16 protein-coding genes and 2 pseudogenes are annotated in these 18536 nt (G+C 67.7%); 7 read left to right on the top strand and 11 right to left on the bottom strand.

What is annotated here, in order from left to right:
* Nucleotides 1-66: 66 nt before the first annotated feature.
* Nucleotides 67-2589, top strand: a complete 2523-nt coding sequence (locus tag AC1VWI_RS44575; protein WP_499517084.1) for a DEAD/DEAH box helicase — start codon at nt 67-69, stop codon at nt 2587-2589.
* Between the two features lie 795 nt (nt 2590-3384).
* Here AC1VWI_RS44575 and AC1VWI_RS44580 read toward each other — a convergent pair.
* From AC1VWI_RS44580 to AC1VWI_RS44600, 5 genes and pseudogenes are all read right to left on the bottom strand, one after another.
* Nucleotides 3385-4533, bottom strand: a complete 1149-nt coding sequence (locus AC1VWI_RS44580) for a hypothetical protein (RefSeq protein WP_499517085.1) — start codon at nt 4531-4533, stop codon at nt 3385-3387.
* Nucleotides 4530-5783 (bottom strand): RES domain-containing protein, encoded by a 1254-nt coding sequence (locus AC1VWI_RS44585; RefSeq protein WP_499517086.1) that lies wholly within the window; start codon nt 5781-5783, stop codon nt 4530-4532. The genes AC1VWI_RS44580 and AC1VWI_RS44585 overlap by 4 nt, the downstream gene beginning before the upstream one ends.
* A 3-nt stretch (nt 5784-5786) precedes the next feature.
* On the bottom strand, nt 5787-6149 hold the full coding sequence (locus AC1VWI_RS44590) for a hypothetical protein (RefSeq protein ID WP_499517087.1): 363 nt from the start codon (nt 6147-6149) through the stop codon (nt 5787-5789).
* 148 nt (nt 6150-6297) lie between these two features.
* Nucleotides 6298-7143: a hypothetical protein gene (locus AC1VWI_RS44595; protein ID WP_499517088.1), complete on the bottom strand. Its 846-nt coding sequence runs from the start codon at nt 7141-7143 to the stop codon at nt 6298-6300.
* A 58-nt stretch (nt 7144-7201) separates the two neighbouring features.
* Nucleotides 7202-7438, bottom strand: a pseudogene (locus tag AC1VWI_RS44600) (sigma factor-like helix-turn-helix DNA-binding protein); the annotation flags it as partial.
* On the opposite strand from AC1VWI_RS44600, the gene AC1VWI_RS44605 reads away from it, so the two are divergent.
* From AC1VWI_RS44605 to AC1VWI_RS44615, 3 genes are all read left to right on the top strand, one after another.
* The gene (locus tag AC1VWI_RS44605; protein ID WP_499517156.1) at nt 7359-7619 is read left to right on the top strand and encodes a hypothetical protein; all 261 of its coding nucleotides are present in this window, start codon (nt 7359-7361) and stop codon (nt 7617-7619) included. The pseudogene AC1VWI_RS44600 and the gene AC1VWI_RS44605 overlap by 80 nt on opposite strands.
* A gap of 1623 nt (nt 7620-9242) precedes the next feature.
* The gene (locus tag AC1VWI_RS44610) at nt 9243-9677 is read left to right on the top strand and encodes an RNA polymerase sigma factor (protein ID WP_499517089.1); all 435 of its coding nucleotides are present in this window, start codon (nt 9243-9245) and stop codon (nt 9675-9677) included.
* 1 nt (nt 9678) lies between these two features.
* Nucleotides 9679-10908 carry a sugar transferase gene (locus tag AC1VWI_RS44615; protein WP_499517090.1) on the top strand — a complete coding sequence of 410 codons (1230 nt, stop codon included), beginning with the start codon at nt 9679-9681 and terminating at the stop codon, nt 10906-10908.
* A gap of 43 nt (nt 10909-10951) precedes the next feature.
* On the opposite strand, the gene AC1VWI_RS44620 is transcribed toward AC1VWI_RS44615, so the two are convergent.
* Together AC1VWI_RS44620 and AC1VWI_RS44625 are read right to left on the bottom strand one after the other, a co-directional pair.
* Complete coding sequence (locus AC1VWI_RS44620; protein ID WP_499517091.1) at nt 10952-11152, bottom strand: hypothetical protein; 201 nt, start codon at nt 11150-11152, stop codon at nt 10952-10954.
* A gap of 404 nt (nt 11153-11556) precedes the next feature.
* Entirely contained in the window at nt 11557-12270 is a 714-nt protein-coding gene (locus AC1VWI_RS44625; RefSeq protein WP_499517092.1) for a hypothetical protein, read from the bottom strand.
* Between the two features lie 74 nt (nt 12271-12344).
* Here AC1VWI_RS44625 and AC1VWI_RS44630 point away from each other — a divergent pair, with 74 nt between their 5' ends.
* Nucleotides 12345-12620 (top strand): transposase, encoded by a 276-nt coding sequence (locus tag AC1VWI_RS44630; RefSeq protein WP_499517093.1) that lies wholly within the window; start codon nt 12345-12347, stop codon nt 12618-12620.
* On the opposite strand, the pseudogene AC1VWI_RS44635 reads toward AC1VWI_RS44630, so the two are convergent.
* From AC1VWI_RS44635 to AC1VWI_RS44650, 4 genes and pseudogenes are all read right to left on the bottom strand, one after another.
* A pseudogene (locus AC1VWI_RS44635) lies at nt 12574-12753 on the bottom strand (hypothetical protein); the annotation flags it as partial. The gene AC1VWI_RS44630 and the pseudogene AC1VWI_RS44635 overlap by 47 nt on opposite strands.
* Nucleotides 12754-12782: 29 nt before the next feature.
* Nucleotides 12783-13676 (bottom strand): Rossmann-fold NAD(P)-binding domain-containing protein, encoded by an 894-nt coding sequence (locus AC1VWI_RS44640; protein WP_499517094.1) that lies wholly within the window; start codon nt 13674-13676, stop codon nt 12783-12785.
* Between the two features lie 149 nt (nt 13677-13825).
* The gene (locus tag AC1VWI_RS44645) at nt 13826-14740 is read right to left on the bottom strand and encodes an aldo/keto reductase (protein ID WP_499517095.1); all 915 of its coding nucleotides are present in this window, start codon (nt 14738-14740) and stop codon (nt 13826-13828) included.
* 169 nt (nt 14741-14909) lie between these two features.
* Nucleotides 14910-15947: an alcohol dehydrogenase catalytic domain-containing protein gene (locus AC1VWI_RS44650; RefSeq protein ID WP_499517096.1), complete on the bottom strand. Its 1038-nt coding sequence runs from the start codon at nt 15945-15947 to the stop codon at nt 14910-14912.
* Between the two features lie 498 nt (nt 15948-16445).
* Between AC1VWI_RS44650 and AC1VWI_RS44655 the strand changes: the two genes are divergently transcribed.
* Both AC1VWI_RS44655 and AC1VWI_RS44660 read left to right on the top strand, forming a co-directional pair.
* Nucleotides 16446-17132, top strand: a complete 687-nt coding sequence (locus AC1VWI_RS44655) for an NADPH-dependent F420 reductase (RefSeq protein ID WP_499517097.1) — start codon at nt 16446-16448, stop codon at nt 17130-17132.
* A 133-nt stretch (nt 17133-17265) separates the two neighbouring features.
* Nucleotides 17266-18501 (top strand): MFS transporter, encoded by a 1236-nt coding sequence (locus AC1VWI_RS44660; protein WP_499517098.1) that lies wholly within the window; start codon nt 17266-17268, stop codon nt 18499-18501.
* Nucleotides 18502-18536 lie beyond the last annotated feature (35 nt).

Below are 18536 nucleotides of genomic sequence, written 5' to 3' on the forward strand. Positions count from 1 at the left end.
CGGGCGATGATGGTCGTTGCGTGATGCCGGGGAGGCGTGACGTGAACTTGGGGAAGGGGTGTGGCAATGCCACTGGACTGGGATCGGATCGGCACGGGGAACTTGGAGGCGTTGCTGCGGCCGCGGGACATCTATGCGGCGCTGCCGGATCGGCCTTGGCGGTATTTGCGGCACGAGCAGGGCGAGGTGCTGGACTCATGGTTCGGTCGCCGGGACGACCGGGATGTTGTGATCAAGCAGAACACCGGCGGCGGCAAGACCGTCGTCGGCTTGCTGATCGCTCAGAGCACCCTGAATGAGGGTACGGGGAAGGCCGTGTATCTGGCTCCGGACACCCATCTGGTCACTCAGGTAAACGACGAGGCGGCACGCCTGGGTCTAGAGACTGCCGAGAGCCCCGAGGACCCGGCGTTCCGTGCGGGGCAGGCCATCTTGGTCACCACGTTCCACAAGCTGATCAACGGGCGATCTGTGTTCGGTGTGGCGGGCGACGGCCGGCAGGCCATCGACTTGGGCGTGGTGGTGGTCGATGACGCTCACGCCGCCCTGGCCGCTGCCGAGGATCAGTTCCGGCTGACCATTCCGGCCGGCCACAAGGCGTACAAGGCGCTGCTGGAGCTGTTTGCAGCGGATCTGCAGAATCAGTCGGCCAAGGCCTGGGCGGATATCCAGGCCGGGGACTATACGGCGTCAGCGCGGATCCCGTTCTGGTCGTGGGCCGATCAGCAGTCCCGAGTGATGGAAGTACTGCACCCTCATCGAGATGAGGATGATTTCAAGTTCGAGTGGCCGCTGATCGCGGACGTCCTGAAGCTGTGTGCGGCCTCGGTGACCAGCCGGGGCATCGAGATCCGCCCGCCGTGCCTGCCGATTCGCATGATCCCTTCCTTCGCCCGGGCGCGGCGCAGGGTGTATCTGACGGCCACCCTCGCAGATGACAGCGTCCTGGTAACGGATCTGGATGCCGACCCGGCGCTGCTGGCCCGGCCTGTCACTCCCGGCAGCGCTGCCGACATCGGCGACCGCATGATCCTTGCCCCAGTCGCGCTGAACCCGACGCTCGACGACGACGCTGTACGGGTCATGGCCCGACAGTTCGCGGACGGGGACCGCGATGGCGACGGTGTCGTGGATGCGAAGCCCATCAATGTCGTCGTGCTCGTTCCGAGTGTCAAGGCAGCACGGGCGTGGGAACCGTACGCGGACTGCACCTGGCGCGTGCGTGACCTGGGCAAGGGCGTCAAGGAGCTTCAGGACGGCTATGTCGGTCTCGTGGTAATGATCAACAAGTACGACGGAGTCGACCTACCCGGCGATGCCTGCGAGCTGCTGATCCTCGACGGCATCCCGCGGCCGATGGATGCGGTGGAGCGCCGAGAAGCAGTCGCGCTGGCCGACAGCCCGGCCCGCCTCGCGCGTGAGATGCAACGGATCGAACAGGGCATGGGCCGCGGGGTCCGCGACACCAATGATCACTGCGCCGTGCTCCTGCTCGGAGCGGGCCTGGGAGTGGCGACCCACGACCGCCGTCATCTGGACTTGTTCTCCCCCGCTACCCGGGCCCAGATGGATTTCAGCCGCAGCGTCGCCCAGCAGATCAAGGGTGAGGGTTTGGACGCAGTCCGCCAGGCCTTGAGCGGATTTTTGTCTCGTATGCCCCAATGGGTTGAGAACAGCCTCCGTTCACTTGCTGGGATCCGCTACGCACCCACCGGTACCGTCCTGCCCGTGGCCATCGCGGCCCGTGAGGCCTTCGACCTTGCCGTCACCGGCCAAACCCGCGCTGCCGCCGACCGGCTGCAGCGGACCATCAGCCAGCTGGAAGACAAGGCGCTGCGCGGCTGGCTCCTGGAGCAGAAGGCCGCCTATCTGCACCTGACCAATCCCGAGCTGGCGCAGCAAGTGCTGCTTGCCGCCCTGAGCGAGAACGACTTCGTACTCCGCCCAGCCGCTGGCATTGCACCTGCCAAAATCAAGGCAGCCACGGTCCAGGCTCGAGCGTCAGCGCAGTTCCTGGCAGCGCAGTATCAGAACGGCATCTCTTTGGTGCTGGGGGTTCGGGCTCTGCTGCAGGAGATCGTCTGGGATGAGGAACGCACCGATGCTGCAGAAGCTGCTTTCGAGCGGCTCGGACAGCACCTGGGCTTCACCAGCACGCGTCCCGACAAGCGGTATGGCATCGGCCCCGACAACCTGTGGGCTCTGTCCACGGGGCAGCACGCGGTCATCGAGCTGAAGACCGGCTGCACCACGGCGACCATTTCCAAGCACGATCTCGACCAGCTCGGTGGCAGCGTCCGCTGGGACGCCGAGCAGCACCCCGAGGTGGCATCTGTGCCGGTGATGGTGCACCCCAGCCGAGAATGCGACAAGCACGGCACCGCCGTCACGGACATGCGTGTGGTGACGCCGGAGAAGCTGGAGGCGCTCAAGCAGGCAGTCACCGCATGGGCTGTCGCCCTCGCCGACGGTCAGGGCCGCTGGTCCGACGAGCAGGCCGTGGCCACCCAGCTGAACCAGTACAAGCTCACCGCCGGTGCGGTCTTCCATACGTATGCTGAGACCGCCCGTAAAGCCTCGCAGTCCTGAGGGAACGCCGCGCCAGGAGCCAAGGGAGCCTCTGTGAGGCACAGTCCTCAGCCGCCTGGCGCGGCTCCGCAGAATCAAAGACCGCTGGAACCTGTCCGCAGCAGCTATGAGGCGCTTTGCATGCTGGGCGGGCGGCAGTCCAGGACCACGGCGCGGACGTTGGCGGCAGGGGGCGTATCCATCCGGTCCCTGCGTCGAGCGGCGTACCGTCGACTTCCAGCGCTGTCGGATCGTCGGCGTTGTCCAACACCAGCAGCCATGGACGGTCCCGGGATGCCAGGCGCCGCCACAGTACGTCGGCCGCATCGCCGTGGCCCAGTTCGTCTGGGCCAGCCCCGGCCTGACGTGCACTGCATGCAAGCCTGCAGTCACTGACGCCACGGTGCCTGCTTGCACCCACCATGTCTCGATCGCCTTCTGCGTCGCGTGCCAGGCCACCTCCAGGGCGATGCTGGTCTTGCCGGAGCCGCCCAGACCATTGCAGGAGGCGGACCCGAGGGCCACGGGAGGGATCGTCGAACAGGGCGGCCAGTTCCCGCCACCGCTTCGTCCCTGCCTCGCAGCGGCGGTAAGGAGTACCGCCGCCCCAGCGGTACCGCGACCGTGACCTTCATCGTGTTCCGGACCCGGGACTGCTCTTCCAGGTAGAAGCGGTTGATCTGAATTCCGGCGCCGAGCGCCGCTACGGTGGACTGCCCCGCCGTAGTGACGCGTTGGACTACGGACTGCGTGGGCACCCCCGTGGTCGGCGCCAGGCCACCAACCTCAGCAGGAGGCTGACCCGATGCCGGCTGCTCATCTGTCATCGCGCCGGGCGTCGCCGAAGGTGTTGTGCTGCGTGCCAATCCCGAGAACGGCTTGGCGCGCCTCACCCAATGCGACCACGTGCTGCCAGGTACGTGCCTCCGGTCTTGGCGCCCTGCCGCTGGCCTCACGGACTAGCTGCTGCAGGGCATCGGCAGTTTGTGGCTGCTCCTCCAGCAGTTGAGCCAACCGCGCCTGCCACGCGGCGGCCTGTACGACGCTCACTTGTTCCAGTTCGCTGTCGCTGTCAGTCCCGCCGACGACTTCTGTACGAGCCGCCTCGAGTTCGTGTTCCACGGCTTCCTGTTGCTGCGGGTCACCGCGGCCCAGCAGCTGAGCGAACCCATTCCTCAGCCCGATCCAAGCGTCACCCGCCATCGCCGTGACCAGCGCGGTACCGCCCGCTGCTGCCAAAGCCACCAAAGGCTCGTCCAAAGCCACCGTCCCCACCCCCCTGCCAGTCCAATCCACCCCCATCATCCGCGGGCGCGCATCAACCCAGCGCGAACCGGGATCGGGGGTGTCGTCCGAGGTACCAGGCGACCTCTCGGCAACCCGCCCATCCGCTCCGTCAACTGTCGTGCCGCCGCCAAGACGGTCCAACTCATCAGTCAGCTCTTCCACCTGTGCCTGAACACGGGCAGCAAGCTCCTCAACCTGACGCTGCTTCTCTTCTGCCCGCCGCAACTCCTGATGCGCGCACTGTTCCTGTTCACGGGCGCGGACCAAATTCGCCTGCAACGCCTTCACGGTTTGCGAGTTACCGTCGCGGGCGTGAAGCTGATCGCATTCATCAGCGAGTTCGCTGATACGCCGTTGCATCTCGTTGATCACTGCAAGCAGCATCATGACCAGCTTCGCGGAGCTCCTGGCTGCTTCCAGCAGCTGGTTCTGCTGTTCCAGGGAGCGGGTCAGCCGGTCGTCGACGTCGATCTTCGGGGCCGGCACTGCGACCAACCCCGAAGGCTGTCCGGTGATGCTGCGGACTGCGTCTTCGATGGCGGCCTCTTCGTCGTCGTCATCCAGGATGGGCAGTTGGTGACCAGCCCGGCGTTTGAGGTCAGCGAGGCGGCCGAGCAGCTCTTCCTGGTCGATGCCTCGGTCGAAGCCGTCGACCTCGAGGTGTGTGTTCGCGGTCATCGCGTGCCTCCCATACCGAATTGTTCACCAAGGGCTTCACGAAGGGCAGCCCTTGCGGCGCGCAGGCGAGTTTTGACGGTGTTCTGCGGGATGTCGAGGAACTCTGCGATCGCCGTGATGGGATGGTCGAGGACCTCGTGGAGAATGAAGGCTTCTCGCTTATCGCGGGGCAGGTTCTTGATGGCGTCCTGGATGACGATCTTGTTGACCGTCTCAGCCGCCAGACCGCCGCCGCGATGTTCCAGGGTGCTCTCGAGGGCGGTGTCAAGGGGCACCGGCGGCAGAGCCGGTTTCTGGGTGCGGGTGTAGATCCGCTGGAGGACGTTGCGGCCGACGCGCACAACATAGCCGACGGGCCGTTCCATCCCCGACACCGCTGGCCACTTCTGGTAGGCGATCAGGAAGGCCCTGTCGGCAGCGTACTGTGCCAAGTCCCAGTCACCGGCCCGGGCGTTGAGGATGTTGCGGACCGTGCGGTAGTGCTGCAGATAGAAGCTGTCGAAGTCGGTTTCGGTGCTGTCGTTGGCTTTGCGTTCTTCCTCGGTGCGTTCCAGGAAGGCGTCGTCGTGGGCGGTGACCTCGGAAGTGGCCGGCGCGCCGGTGGTGACGGAACTGACTGTGGCGCGGAAGGGCAGCATCACGGTGTTGAGCAGCCGAGTCCCTTCAGGGGTGCCCAGGGAAACGGACCGGTCGGCTTCCAGGCACCGGGGAGGGCAGCGGTCCTCGAACAGCACCAGGGCGTCCTGGCCGAGGCCCGGGTTTCTTCGTGACTGCCACACCAGTCCCTGGGCCCAGGGGTGCTCCCGGCGCAGGTGGCGAGCCCAGTACCGGGTCTGTGCGTACAGGGTGGATTCACCGTGGGTGAGGCCTTCGAGGGCGCCGATCGAGACGAGTGCTTCGGCGCTGCTGAGGTCGATCAGGCGCAGGGGCACAGTGGTGTGCAGCTTGGTGAAGGCGCGGTTGCTGATCTGGGCGTAGGGCAGGACGCGGGCGCCGGTGTCGCCGAAGGGGATGGTGCGCAGTAGCTGCTCGGTGACGGCGGTGGCTGCCGACCGGGAGGCGTACAGAACGCCGTAGGGGTCGTCGGCGGTGCCGTCGAATCGGGATCCGCCGAAGACGGGGTCGGCCAAGGTGGGGTTGAAGTGGTCGGGACTGTATCGGGTGTGGTGGATGCGCCACAGCCGGGTGCCGACCGGGAGGGTGGCGGCTTGGGCCGGCAGCGGTTGCGGTGGTGGCGGTGCGAGGGACATCGGTCACTGCTCCTGGGGCGTGGCTCGGGCTTCCAGAGCGGGGGCCGCGGGCGGGAGGATCGCGGGCAGTGGGTGGGGGACGGTCCCGGTGGTGGGGAACGGGGTCTGCCCGATCGTCAGGTCGATGTGGGTCGGGGCGGGGACTGCGATGTCCAGGACGCTGCCGTCGGCGCGGCGGTCGTGGATGCGTGTGCCGGTGGGCAGGGTTGCTGGGACGGTGAGCAGGGTCGCTCGGCGTTCGCGTTCGAAGGCGACGGCGTTGCGACCGTCGATGCGGGCGCGCAGGGTCTGCCAGAGGCCGGTGGTTGTGGCGCGCCAGGCGGCGCCGGTGGCGGCCAGGGCGGTGCGGAGGGTGCCGAGGACCATGGGATGCTCCCGGGAGGTGGGGTGGTGTTGCTGTACACCCCCACTAAGGCCACCGGGGGCGGGTCGGGTTTTCTCCGGTTCAAGATTCTTTTCTTTCTCGTCTTGGTGCCTGCCGTGGTGCTTGCCAGGGGCGTGATGCCCTGTGGGTTCAGGCGGGCAGGGCTCGTTGGAGTTGCTCGGCGAGGTGCTGGTCGGGCCAGGTGATCGCCCCGAGCTCAGGGTCGTTTTCGCTGTGCAGTCGCTGCACGGCCTGGGTCAGGGAGTGCGAGAGTGCACCGGTGCGCAGGTGGAAGGCCTCCACGGACATCTCTTGCACGCCCTGCGGAGGCTGCAGGGCGTGCAGGGTATGGAGCAGCATGACGTCGTCGGGTACGGCGTTGGGGATCCGGGCTGCTGGGGTGTCGCGGTGGCGGCGTCGGGTGCTGATGCGGTCCTTGCTGCGGTTCTTGCGTTTCCGCCGCGGCTTGGCTTCCTGGCTTTCCAGGGCCAGGGCTTGCCCGGCCCAGTGGCGGGCGTCGCGTACGTCGCCGCGCTTGAGGTGCAGCAGGTACAGGCAGGCGGCCGAGGCGGTCTTGCCGGCGCCGGCGGAGAACTGCCAGAGGAACTCGGCGCCGTCCTCGCGGTCGGCCAGGTGCAGCAGGCAGGCGAAGGTGAGGGCTCCGTCGGGGTTGATCTGCCGTGAGGTGGCGAGCTGGGCGATGTGGTCCACGGCGTGGGCGCCGGTGATCACCAGCGCTGACAGCTCGCGTAGGTCACGGGCGGCCTGTTCGTGGGGGGCCGCGCCCCGGCGGGCGCGGCGGTCCAAGAATGCGGCCAGAGATGCCTGGGCCGGGCGGGGTGGCAGCGCGCCGCCTGCGAGGCCTGCGGTGTGTCGGGAGGCGGCGAACTCTGCCTCGATACGGCGGCGGGAGGCGGCGAGTTCCTCGTCGCCGGCGCGGTCGATGAGGACTTCGGCGTCGGCCAGCAGGTCGTCGAGGCGGCGCGGCTCGCGCATGAGGGTTACTCCTGTTCGTCCGGAGGGGGTTTTCGAGGTCACGGGCAATCCGCTGGCGGGCCCGGTCGCGGTGGGAGCGGACCGTGGCGGCGCTGACCCCCATGGTCTGTGCCGTCTTCTTCAGGTCGTAGCCCAGCACGTAGACCAGGACCATCACGTCGAACTGCCGCTCGGGCAGCCGGGCGATCGCGGCGTACAGGCCGAGGCTGCTCTCCATGACCGCGAACTTGGCGCGGAAGGAGTCCAGCAGGTCCCGGGTCAGGGCAACGCGGTCGAAGGTTGCGGTCTCCGGCATCGCCGAGTCCCGGCCCTGCCAGGCCAGTTCCTCGGCGACGACGGATTTGAAGAAGGCCCACGCCGACGCGGTGGGGCTGGCCTCTTCCATCAGCCGGCCCCAGTCGTACAGCAGGGCCATGAAGACCTCGTGGACGATCTCGCCGGCCAGGCGCTTGTCGCCCAGGTGCAGCTCGGCGTAGCGGCGGTAGACCCGGAAGTACAGGTGGTGGAAGGCCCAGAACGCCGTCGGCAGTGGGGCGGGTTCCCGTACTGCCGGTACGGCCGGCGGCTCGCCGGCGTCGCCGCGGCTCACACGGGCCTCCCGGGGTCACAGGTCAGGGCCGCGGCGTCCTGCTCGGTGCCGCCGGTTCCTGCGGCGGGGCTGCCAGGGACCTGACGCCGCACGACCGGTACCCCCGCCATGCGGACCCGGATGGTGCCCGCCACAGCTATGAGCGCCCGGATGGGCAGTGCCTTCAAAGGGGCCATCCCTTCACCATCGCCAGCACCCCTGTCACACAACGAAGTTGATGGTGCCGTAGGAGCGCGGTGCTCCTGACGGATAGCTAATCGGACGAGGCCCCGCATATGAGGAGCCCACTCCTCAAAAATTTCACGCTAAGCAATCGCTCAGTCGCCACACGTGTCACTTCACGCCACGCCCGGCGCCCTCAAACCCGCATTCGATCACGCGCCGTGACCAGCACCAACTCACTCGACACGGCTGGAAGTTCACACTCCGTCTGGCGCAATCCCGCCATGCGGCACAAACCTCCAACCGGAGGTTTGTGACGCAGATCACATCAGATCGGGAGGCGCGCACCCCTCGACCCACCTCGCGACCGCAGCGAGGTTCGCACGGCCCGACATTGAACCGCACGGGCTGGACACCCCAGCGACAGCATCAAAAGCCATCGATGCAGAACTAGCCATCATCAACCGTTTCTTGTCGATTTAGTTCATAAGGCCAGGATTGCCCGCATCGTTGTCTACCTTGCCGGTGGACATTGCATCCCTGGCAGCCTCGCGGCCTGAGGGGTTGACGTCGCGAGCCTCGACTCAGGCGCATTACCGCTGGTCGGACGTGGGATCCGTGCTGGGGTCCGGCGGTGCAGACCGCTGAACGCATCGCCATGAAGTGGTGTCCCGTGCCGATGCTGCCGGCCGACCTGGGGCGGACGTCGCCGGGCGCAACGACCTCGAGCGACCCCGACCCGAACCTCGTATGGACCTGATTGCCGCTATGGCGCATGGACGGCCTCGACAATCTCAACGCAGTCGACGCGCTTTCCCCGACGGCAGTGCCGTCCTTCCGACATGGAGCACCGACTCCTTCTTCTGGGGATTTCCCGGCCAGTCGCCGCTGTCGGCGCAGGCGGGCATGCCGTTCAAGCCGGCGTGCGGACTCTGCGTAGGGCCGGTGGGACTCGGCATCGCTGAATCCAGCCGGTCCTTGCCCAACGCCTTCGTGCAAGCAGAACGGGCTGCCAGGTCCCTCCTTCGCTCTTGTCGCGGTTCGCCTCCCGCTCGTGCGGGTCGGCACCTGGGAATCGGCAGGCACCCAGCACCCGCAGAGGCGTTCGGGGAGCCAGAAAAGTCGGCGACGCCGTTGCACGCGGAAGCGCCCCTGTCCCCCACCTGGGCATGAACACTGTGGCAAGGGCGGCTCGGTGGTGAGGCGCGCTCCAGGACAGCGCGTCCCCGGACAGTCCGAAGCGCCGGAGGGCTACGCAGACTTCGATGACTTCGTGCGTGCGGAACACATGAGCTTGGTCCGATTCGTAGCAGCCCTCGGAGCGTCCTGGGACGAGGCGGAAGAGGCCGTGGCTGAGACGCTGTTTTACGTCTTCCCCCGGTGGAAGACGATCCGGAACCCCCGGGCGTACTGCCGGAAAGCCGCTGAACGTGCCTGGGTACACAGCGAAGTACGCCTGCGCAAGGCCCCTGAAGCAGCCTTGGCCAGTACGTGGGGTGCCCCTCGGGAAGTCGCTCCCCCGGGCCACGACTACGTCGACCAGGACTACGCCCTGCGACACCTGCGGGCATTGGACCAGCAACAGCGGCGGGTCATGGCACTGGTCTTCGACGGGTACTCACCGGAGGAGATCGCCGAGATCCTCGACAAAAAGGCCAACACGGTCCGGTCCAACATTCGCCATGCCCGGAAGCATCTCAAAGAGGCCATCGCCAAGGAACAAGCCGCAGAGGCAGGTAACCAAGTAGCACCGATGAGCAGCACGCTTCATGGGGGGAAATGAGATGGGCATCTCGCGAAACGAGAACAAGCCGGTGATCCCGCCTCAGCAGGTTGGGGAGAACGGCCTGGCCGAGGAATTGGTCCTGACCGAGGAACCGGAGATCACTGAGTACCTGGCTGAGATCAACGACGCTGCCCGCCAGGTCATCACACCGCGCAAGACCGAAGACCTGCTCCTGCGCATCAAGGTGGACGCGTTCAAGCAGGCGGCGGTCGAGAGCCACCAGTCCGGTGACGACACCCTCACCAACCTGGTGATCCACCGTGAGGAACTCGAGGCACCGGAGCAGGAGGCGGGGCCATGGGGGCGGCGCCGCCGGCTGCGCTCGGCGATCCTGGAGTTCGCTCTCCCGCTGACCGTACAGATCTTCTCGTTCTGGCTGGTGTTCTCCCATCTGGTGGGGAACGGCGTGAACCAGTCCGGCTACCCGGACACCGCGATGGTGCTGTCCATGATCGCCTCATTCGCCACTGCCAGTGTCGTCCTGAGGAGAGGGCGGCGCCGCACGCCGTCGGCTCCACGGGCAGATGGCAGGCCGGTGAAGGGGCTGGCGTGCGAACCGGCCCCGCTGTCCAAGAGCCGGCGGATGGCCGACATCGTCGTCGCCTGCGTCGCGCTCGTAGTGACCTTGCCGTTCACCGCCATGACGGGTCTGATGATCGCTCTCGGGGACAGCAACACCATCGTGGAGAGGAAGCTGCATGTCGGGCAGGGCGGTCACGGCATCTTCCTGCTTCGCTATCAGGTCGCCGGCACGCGGGTACCGCTGCTGCGGCAGTGGCTGCCGTTCACGGAGCACTTCCCGCGACTGTGGAATCTCCTGCGCGGCGACCTGACGCTGGTGGGCCCGAAGCCCGAGCCGCCCGAGGTGGCCGTGCGGTACCCCGAGGACTGCCGGTGGGTCTTCCAGCACCGACCCGGCCTCATCGGAGCGGTCTTCGAGGACACCCGCCATCTGGAGAGGAACCTCGATGAGTACCTGAGCGTGGTGGTCCCTGCTCAGGTCAAGTTCCTCTACCGCAACTACCTCTACAACAGCAGGCTCGGCCCGCGCCTGCTCAGCAATGCCGCCTTCGCCCTCCTGGCGTTCCAACAGGGCAAGGGGCCGCGGCTGGCCACGCTGGAACAGGTCACGGTAGCCCCCGCGGACCAGGCGGGCGCACCCGAGCGTCCTCCCGCGGAGCGGGTCCGGCTGGAACGGTGGTCACTGCACGAGACGGCCCTGGCGTGAGCGGAGGGTGCATCCCACAGCGGGATGCACCCTCCCCCTCGTACTACAGGACGACCAGGAGAAGAATGAGTACCAGCGCCAGCACGCCGGCCCCGCACATCACCAGGATCGAGCCTGTCGAGGCGTACGAACCCACCAAAGTCACGACAGTCGAATTGAACGCCGTGACCATGCCCTGCGTACTTACTCGCGGACGGCCCTTGCCGGCGCCGCCCTTCTTCTGAGATTTCTTGCCCCGCTTCAAGGCGGTCCCTTCTGAACGGTCAGGAGCGGATCTACCGCGGCCCACGCCCTAGCCCGGCGTGGGCCGCACCATGTAGGGCGTTTAGAGCCACCAACCGTGCAACAGTTCCGCAGAGAACAAGAAAGACCAGGCCAGCACCACAGAAAGACATTTCCGACACGCGACCATATACAACATTAAGGATCACTTAGGGAAGCGTGTCAGCGGTACTTCTCATTGAAGCGCCACAGCCATGAACACGTCACTCTCCTGGCAATCGGATGCGTCGACGAGGCGCTCGGCAAATGACATGGCCTCGCCCGTCGGCGATAGGGGAAGTCGCTCATGTGCGGCCCGCCCCCGAAAACGGCCCCGTCCCTGCAAGCCCCGAATCGCCAGAGCCCGTCTTCAAACGGTGGTGTGGTTCACCGGCTGAGGCTTGCCTGCCGCATGACGCGAGGTGTGGACACGTGGCCATCTCGAAGAACCGAGGCCTCTACAAGCACAGCGACATCAGCGGTCAGGGAACGACTGGCGCCGTTGTCAGTCAGCCAGCGGGCTGCGGCCACAGTGCCATAGGTAGACCAGCCGCCGATCAGCACGACGCGCTTTTTCGGGTTGAGGGGGTTCGCAGCTCTGACGATATACCCGTAATCACGGACAACTTCCCCGTCCGTGGTGTCTCCTGTGTAGGCCGTCCCCTCCCAGGTGATAGCTCCTCCGCCCAGACGGAACGGCAACGCCTCCGTCATGGCCTCCAGGATTCGGCGGGCTGCCTCGTTGTTCTTCGGTCCGCCCAAGATGAGCAGGTCGTGCCCCATCTCGCTGCCCGGCAAGTGTGCCGACAGGCGGACCTTCTCCAAGTCGAGGTCCCGGTAGGCGTGGGTGAGAGAGGGAACGAGCACGGACAGCGCCCGGACCTGCCCCAGCCCGGCGACCGGTCGCTGGTAGCGGCCGGTGTCGATATACGAGGTGTCCAGAACGATGGAGAGCTCGCTTGCGTTCAGGTAGCGCCACGTGCGACGTGCGGGCAGCCGCTTGACCACGAACCAGCGCACCAGGGTGCCGATCCCTGTGAGCACGGCGGCCACCACTGCACTGAGAATCTGCGAGCCCACAACCCCCGCAATAACATCCATGGCGATCTCCCCCTCCGCGCGCCCAGACCTCGCGTTCGCGGGTTGCCCGGGTCGCCCCTATTGGATCATGGGTTGTGCATCGTCATGAACTCATCGACCAGGAGTGGGAATTACTCACTCCGCTGACACCCCGGGCTGGAACCGGCCGCCGCCCAGTAGACGATCGGCGGATCCTCAACGGCATGGTGTTCAAGATCCGTACCGGGATTACCTGGCGGGATCTGCCCGAACGCTACGGTCCACGGAAGACGGTCTACACGCGCTTCCGGCGCGGGGGGCGCTGGACAAGCAGTGGTCCGCCCCCGGGAGCGGGAGGTGACCTGCGAGGTCCCAAACGACCAGGGCCGTGATGAAGAGGCTGGCGATGACGAGGTTCTGCACCACAAGCCGTCGGGCGGTGCGCGCGAGGCCCACGACAGCGGGTACGGCGGCGAGCTCGTCACGGACGATGACCGCGTCGGCTGCTTCGAGTGGCAGGTCGGAGTGTGAGGTCGCCGTGTTCGGCGTACCGGTCAAGCATGTTCCGCAAGCCAGATCGAGAAGCCGGACTCCGCCGTTCGGTCGGCCAGCTGCCGGTATGCCGGCATCCAGGCGTACTGCGCGAAATGGTCGAACCGCATCGAGGAGGCGTCGAACTCCGACCGGGGGCGATGGAAGGTCACGCGACCGTCGTTGAAGGCGGCGTCGGTGACGAGCCGATGCTCCCAGTTCTCCTCGGTGCCGCCGAAGCTGAGATAGCGCTCCTTCACCTGTGCCGCGTCCGGTGCGATGGTGACGGCGCGCACCGGGCGGCCCACGGCGCGGGAGATACGGTCTGCCGCGTCCTTGAAGGACAGATCCTCGGGGCCCTGCACCTCGCGGATCCCCTCGACTGCCCTGCTGTGGCCCGTGATCTCTTCGGCAGCAGCGCGAGCGATGTCGGCGGTGGCGACCAACGGCAGGGGCCGGTCCGTTCGCACCATCGAGGCGATGGTGCCGGACCGCGCGACTCCGCCGAGGTAGGACAGGAAGTTCTCCATGAACCAGCCGCCTCGCAGATGCACGACGGTGACGCCCTGCACATCATTCAGCACCGTCTCCAGTTGCTTGAACTGGGACGAGTGGCCAGCGTTGTCCAGGTCCGCGCCAATGCTGCTCAGGTTGGCCACCAGCGGAGGCCTCGACGCCTGCAGGCTGTCTGCCAGGCGCTCCGAAACCGCGCCGTAGTGGTGCACGTTGGACCAGTCGCTGCGGACCATCGTGAACGCGGCGTCCACACCCGCGAAGAAGCCGCCCAGGCTGGTCGAACCGTCATCGAAGCTGCCGAGGACCGGCGCGGCCCCGAGCGCAACCAGCTCATCGAGGCTTCCTCCACCACGGGAGAGCACTCTGACCGAATGACCGCCGGCAAGCAGCTGACGCGACAACCTGCCGCCGATGTCCCGTGGCGCCGACGACCGCGACCCTCATATGACCCCTCGTCCCTTTCCTTGTGTCTTCTGGCCATAGGCCGGTCCGGGGCGCGCGACGAACCCGCACCCCGTTCCGCCGTGCCCGACCGGAGCGCTGGTGTGGTTCAGCCGTGCGTGGTGGGGTCTACCTCGCCCCAGGCGAGCCCTGCGCCGCGGTCAAGGCCACGGATGTACTCCATGTCCGCGTCGTCGATGCGGAACGAGAAGATGTCGAGGTTCTGCCGCATGCGGTCGGGGTTGGTGCTCTTGGGAAGCACCGGGTAGCCGTTCTGGACGCCCCAGCCCAGGAGGAACTGAGCCTCGGTCACGCCGTACTTCTCGGCCAGCTTCTTGAAGGGGGAGTCGCCACGCTCGCCTTCGGCGCGCATCTCCTGCGTCTTGCCGCTCGAGTGGCCCGGGGCGGTGCGCCAGGTGGAGAGCGGGGCAAGGCTGCTGTAGGCGATGGGCGTGATGCCCCTCTGGTTCAAGTACGAGACCAGCTCGGGCTTCTGGGACCAGGGGTGCAGCTCGATCTGGTTGGCGTGCGGGACCGGGAGCCCGGCCTCAGTCAGCTCGTCGATGTGGGAGGCGTTGAAATTCGACACACCGATCGCCCGGGCCTTGCCGCTCTTATACGCCTCGGCCAGCGCTGCCCACTGCTCCAGGCGCTGCTCGCGCCCGAACGTGGCGTGGATGAGGTACAGGTCGACCTGCTCCAGGCCGAGCCGTTCCAGGCTCTCGTCGAGGGAGCGCAGGGTCTCCGCGCTGGTCTTGTCGCGGTCCTTCGCCTGCGGCCACAGCTTGGTGGTGATGAACACGTCGTCGCGCTGGAGTCCGGCCTGCTGCAGGCCGCGGCGCAGTCCTTCGCCGACGCCGCGCTCGTTGGCATAGACCTCGGCAGTGTCGATGTGCCGGTAGCCGGCGGCCAGGGCGTTCTCGACGGCGGCTACGGTCTCATCGTCGGGGATGAGGAAGGTCCCGAATCCGACCAGGGGGATGTTCACGCCGGAGGTCAATTCGCGGGTGGGCGTGGTGGTCATGTGAGGGCTCCTTGCCTGTGTTGCGTCGTGCTGATCGTGCACGCGGTGCTGATGCGGCGATGTATGTCGCTACATGGGGTGGTTGAAACGGGCCGCCCGGGTCTGAGGGCGGCTGAGTGGAGAACGCTGCCGAGCGGTGGAGGTCCCCGCGGGCGATCGTTCGGTGGTGTTAGGGCCGGACGAGGACCTTGAGGCGGCTGCGGTCGTCCATCATGCGGTAGGCGTCGGCGGTCTGCTCCAGGCTGACCTCGGCGTCGAAGACACGGCCGGGGTCAATGCGGCCTTCGAGGACGTCGGCGACGGCGTCGTCGATGTAGGCGCGAACCGGGGCCGGTCCGCCGGTCAGGCCAGCGTTCTTGCGGAAGAGGGAGCCGAAGCCGACGGGTGCATCCTCGTACTGGGGGATGCCGACGCGGGAGATGATCCCGCCGGGGCGGACAACTCCGTACGCCTGCTCGTAGGCGGGCATGTGGCCGACGGCCTCTAGGACGACGTGGGTGCCCTCGCCGCCGGTCAGGTCGAGGACCTTGGCGATGCCTTCCTCGCCGCGTTCGGCGATGACATCGGTGGCGCCCCACTCGCGGCCCAGGCCGGTGCGGGAGGTGTGCCGGCCCATGAGGATGATCTGCTGCGCCCCGAGCCGCTTGGCGGCCAGTACGGCGGACAGGCCCACGGCGCCGTCACCGATGACGGTGACCGACTTGCCCGGCTCGACGCGGCCCATGTGGGCGGCGTGGTAGCCGGTGAGGTAGACGTCGCTGAGGGTCAGCAGCGAGGGAAGGAGGGCCTGGTCGAAGCCTGTTGGGACCTTCACCAGGGTGCCGGCGGCCTGGGGGACGCGGACCGCTTCCGCCTGGCCGCCGCCTACGCCGCCGACGCCGTACCAGCCGCCGTGCGGGCAGGCGGTCTGGAAGCCATCGCGGCAGATCGCGCAGGTGTTGTCGGCGTAGGCGAAGGGGGAGATGACGAAGTCGCCGCGCTTGAGGTTGGTAACGTCCGCGCCTGTGTCCTCCACGACACCGAGGAATTCGTGCCCCATCGGCGCGCCCTGGTCGGTCTTGTCCATGGAGTGGTAAGGGTGCAGGTCGGAGCCGCAGACACAGGCCAGGGTGACGCGAACGATGGCGTCGGTGGGCTCGATGATCTGCGGGTCGGGCACGGTCTCGACGCGAACGTCGCCGGGACCGTACATGAAGGTGGCGCGCATGCTGTGCCGCCTTTCTCAAGGTCGCTTTCGATGTGGCCCGCCGTGCCCGCCGGGGGGCTGACGCCCGAGGGGCGCGGGCGGCAGGGCTCCGCTTGTCGCGTGTGCGCCGTCCGGGCTCTGCACAACGGGTTAGTGACCAGGTAACGGCACAGGACCGGGGGTGTGGGAGTCCCCGCTGTGAGGGGTCCTGCCAGACTCCCCCAGCGGTCCCCGGAAAGCTCCCGGACAGGTGCCGAACCGTCGGGTGAGGGCTGGTCACGACACCGGCCGCCGTGCGTGGGGGTTCCTGCCGGTACCCCTCACAGCGGGGACTCCCACCTTCCCCGCGGCCTCGCGTTCCATGGTCGGCAGGAGCGGACCACACGCTCGCTTCCCAGCAGCCCTCCGCGTCCGGCTCTCCTGGTCGCCGCAGGGGCAGTTGGACCACCGTCTCAGCCGTCGCCTCCCGGCTTCGCCGCGCGCCGCCGGGGCTGAATGCACCGACTTGAAGGAAACGTCATGAAGATCGCAGTACTGGGCACCGGCATGGTCGGCCGGGCGCTGGCAGACCGGCTGAGCACGCTCGGCCACGACGTGGTGATCGGCACGCGCGACGTCGAGGAGACTCTCGCGCGCACCGAACCCGACTGGCTGGACAATGTGCCCTTCACGCAGTGGCAGCAGACCCACCCGGCGGTGCGGCTGGTGTCGTTCGCCGACGCGGGTGCGCACGGCGAGGTCGTCGTCAATGCCACCCAGGGCATCGCGTCCCTGGCCGCCCTGGAAGCGACCGGGGCCGCGAACCTCGCGGGCAAGGTGCTGCTGGACGTCGCGCTCGCCCTGGACATGTCGCAGGGCATGCCGCCGCTGCTGGCGGTGGCGAACACCGACAGCCTGGGCGAGCAGATCCAGCGGGCCTTCCCCCAGGCCCGCGTGGTGAAGTCCCTGAACACCATGCTCGCCGACGTCATGGTCGACCCGGGCCGTATCCCCGGTCGGCACAACGTGTTCGTCGCAGGCGACGACGCCGACGCCAAGGCGACCGTCACCGCCCTGCTGCGCGAGATCGGCTGGCCCGCCGACGCAATCCTGGACCTGGGCGGCATCCGCGGCGCCCGGGCGAGCGAGATGTACTCGACGATGCTCTTCACGGTCTCGGCCGCTCTGGAGACGTTCGATTTCAACGTTGCCATCGTCCGCAAGTAGCGGCCCGGGGCCCCGCGCTCTGCCTCCGAGGCGCGGGGCTCCGGTCTGAGCGCTGTCTCGTCACGCAGCGGCCCGGCCCCCTCGCCCTTCCCTGGACACCGGTGTGGGCTGCCGCCCGGTGAAAGGACCCCTCGTGCCCTCCGCGCCCGAGGGCCGGATGACTCCGGCCCGCACCCTCATCTTCGCCATCGCTGGCGGCCTCGCCGTCGGCAACCTCTACTGGGCCCAGCCCCTGATCGAGATCATCGCCGCCGCACTGGACGTCTCCTCGTCGAGCGCTGCGACGCTGGTCACCGTCACCCAGGTCGGCTACGCCCTGGGCATCTTTCTCCTCGTGCCCCTGGGAGACGTCCTCGACCGGCGACGGCTGATCCCCCTCGTCCTGGCCATGTCCGCCGCGGCACTCCTGGGCGCCGCGCTAGCCCCGACCTTCCCCATGCTCCTGGCCCTGCTCGCTGGTGTTGGGCTGACCACGGTGGGTGCGCAGATGCTCACTCCGCTGGCCAGCGAACTCGCCGACCCCGAGCACCGCGGCCGCATCGTGGGCACCGTTGCCTCCGGCATCCTCATCGGCGTCCTGCTCTCGCGAACCATCAGCGGACTCGTCGCTGACCTGCTCGGCTGGCGGGCGATCTTCGTGATCGCTGCCGCGGCAACGTTCGTCTTCGCCGCCATCCTGCGCAAGGCCATCCCGCCGTTGCAGGCCCGCGAACGCGTCCCCTACCTGCGGCTTCTCGGCTCGGTTTTCACCACCGTGGCCCGCTACCGGGCCGTGCCCGCGACACTGGCCGTCAACGCCACCAGCTTCGCGGTGTTCTCCCTGTTCTGGACGTCCCTGACCTACCTGCTGACCGCCGAGCCGTTCTCCTACTCATCCACCCAGATCGGGCTGGTGGCCCTGGCCGGATTGGCCGGAGCCCTCGGCGCGCGCCGCGCCGGCGCCCTGCACGACCGCGGCTGGTCCGTGCCCGCCACCGGCATCGCCCTGGCCGTGCTCGCCCTCGCTCTAGCGGCCGGCTGGGCCGCCGGCACATCGATCATTGCCCTGATCGCCGTGGTGATCGTCTTCGACCTCGCCGCACAGTCCATCAGCGTGCTCGGCCAGACCCGGCTGTTCGCCCTGCCCGGCTCAGCCCGCAGCCGCCTCAACACCGCCTTGGTCGTCTGCAACTTCCTGGGCGGCGCGATCGGGTCGGCCGCCGCCGGCCCCCTATGGGCATCCGGCGGCTGGGCGGCCGTCATGACCGCCGCCCTTGCCGCAGTCCTGCTCGGCCTCCTCGTGTGGGCACTCACCCGCAACCGCCTCAGGGAAACCGGCAGCGCCGCCGTACCCGCCCCTCACCCCGGGACTGCGGACGCCACCCGCTGACCCCGGCCGAGCCGGGCCCCGTCGCGACAACGCGC

This window comes from Streptomyces sp. TOM-9, assembly GCF_056858595.1.